Origin of the sequence: Sulfuricurvum sp. (genome assembly GCF_049305995.1) — a bacterium.
Classification (GTDB): domain Bacteria; phylum Campylobacterota; class Campylobacteria; order Campylobacterales; family Sulfurimonadaceae; genus Sulfuricurvum.
In genome coordinates, this window is record NZ_JBAQPS010000246.1 from 1 (window position 1) to 2,068 (window position 2,068).

The 2,068-nt window shown below is 36.2% G+C and carries 3 protein-coding genes; all 3 read left to right on the top strand.

Translation table 11 applies throughout. The annotated features are described in order from the left end of the window. A partial coding sequence (locus WA010_RS08540; RefSeq protein ID WP_422556707.1) for a DUF1566 domain-containing protein occupies positions 1 to 747 on the top strand: 747 nt, incomplete at its 5' end. A 12-nt stretch (positions 748 to 759) separates the two neighbouring features. Further along, on the top strand, positions 760 to 1,653 hold the full coding sequence (locus WA010_RS08545) for a hypothetical protein (protein WP_422556708.1): 894 nt from the start codon (positions 760 to 762) through the stop codon (positions 1,651 to 1,653). Positions 1,654 to 1,669: 16 nt separating this feature from the next. Next, a partial coding sequence (locus tag WA010_RS08550) for a patatin-like phospholipase family protein (protein WP_422556709.1) occupies positions 1,670 to 2,068 on the top strand: 399 nt, incomplete at its 3' end.

The following is a 2,068-nucleotide window of genomic DNA, read 5'->3' on the forward strand; positions in this document are numbered from 1 at the left end:
GGATACCTCATGAATATGACTAAAACAACCCTCATCTGCCTTTTGGCTCTATCACTCTCATCTACACTTTATGCCCTCCCCCCTCAGGTAGAAGCCGACCGTCTGGGACTAGCTGCTAAAACAGCGATGGAAGCAAAGGATTATAAAACCGCCGTTGAAAAGCTCGAAGCGATGCAAAAACTAGGGGTAAAACTCCCCGATACTTTTAGCTATCACTACGGTGTATCACTGCTCGAAACGGGTCGGTATAAAGATGCGCTCGCGATGTTTGATGAGTATCTCTCCCAAGGACAAGGAGCGAAGTTTTATAAAGAGGCGTTGGAGAGATACAATCTAGCTGAAAGATTTTCTATTTCAACCATCGTAATTGACAAAAATAATGAGGTTATTTTGGATGTAAAGACGAAACTTATGTGGCAAGATCAACTCTATAGTAGTGATGATAAATATAATAGAAATAAACTAATTGAAGGTGGAAAGGTATGGCAAGGAGATGGTGGAAATCGTTACTGTAAAAATCTTACTCTTGCAGGTTATTCAAATTGGCGGCTCCCTACACCGGAAGAATTAGAAACAATTGTACCAATCAAAAATAGCTTTAGGAGTATTGCTTGGCTGCTTGACTCAGATGAACAAGGTGGTAATTTCTTGACATCTATTGATGGTATTCAATTTAACATGTCTTTCAATAGCCAATATGAAAGTAAAAGTTCTTGTTATGTTCGTTGTGTTCGAGATAATAAGTAAAAGGGGGAAGAGATGAAAAAGTTTATTCACATAATGGTACTTTACAGTATGTATTTTGGGGTGCAATTATTTGCTGGTGTAAATAACGAATTAACTAACACCTCATCAGGATATGATGATCATGCTGGTGTTACTAAAATCTATTATGATGATAGAAATGAAAGCAATAAAACACTAATTAATCCTTTTGAAAAGGATAAAAATTTGAGTTGTGACATAAATGTGAATGAGACTTATGAGATTCGGTTGCAAAATGCGCAATTTAATCAAATTTTTGAATATTTTAAATGGAAACAAAATAAATATGCCATATTTTTAACATTAGAAGAGCGAATTAATGATTATAACAATACTGACAAAAATACCACAGTTCAAGTTCAACGTAGATTAGTTTATTTAGCCGATTATGGTAGAAAAGCAGACAAACCCTTGAATTTGTCTAATAAGCTTATTTTTAGAGATAGATATAAAGGAGGAGATATATATTTTAAACTTGAAGTAGTAGAAATAGATTCAGCTGATATGGAAACATACCGCCAAATTTTTGAGCCACTTCTCGAAGCCGCAAAAGGCATTACGCAGATTGCTTCAGCTATGAATACTCAATACACTCAATTGCTGAATGTTATGGGAAATGCTTTATATCAACATCTGAAAAAAGATGATTTGATTCTAACCTATGAAACTGAGTTTTTAAAACGTGGTACGGTTGATGACAATCAGAGTATTTATGGACAAAATTATTTTACTTGGGGTGAGTATTATTTAGTGCGAGATTCACAAGACCGCAAGGAAGCTATTTCACCTTATATTGATACAAAATCTTCAATGGTTAAATTAAAAAATGATAAGGATGAAACAGAAACTTTGTCATTTGTCCACATATCTATTTTGAAACGAAAATAAAATAGAGGGAGTTGAGATGCCTGATAATAAAAATACCTACGAAATTGCTCTGGTTATGGCAGGTGCAATCTCAGCCGGAGCGTATACGGCGGGGGTTGTTGATTATCTCCTCGAAGCTTTGATGCATTATCAAAAAGTACGCAAACAGTTTGCCGAGGAAAACCCCGGTAAATCACTCCATAATGTCCAAATCCGTGTTATCTCCGGTGCTTCTGCTGGTGGTATGACGGGGACGATGCTCTTAAATGCAATGTGCGATGAGACATATTGCCCCATGTATGGTTATTCTCCAACTACGGTAACCGATCCCGACATACTCAAAAATGTCTTTTACCGCAGTTGGGTGAGTGAAAAACATGGAATTGATATTAGTTATCTTCTTAAAACGTCTGATGTTACGGGGATAGCTCCTTTA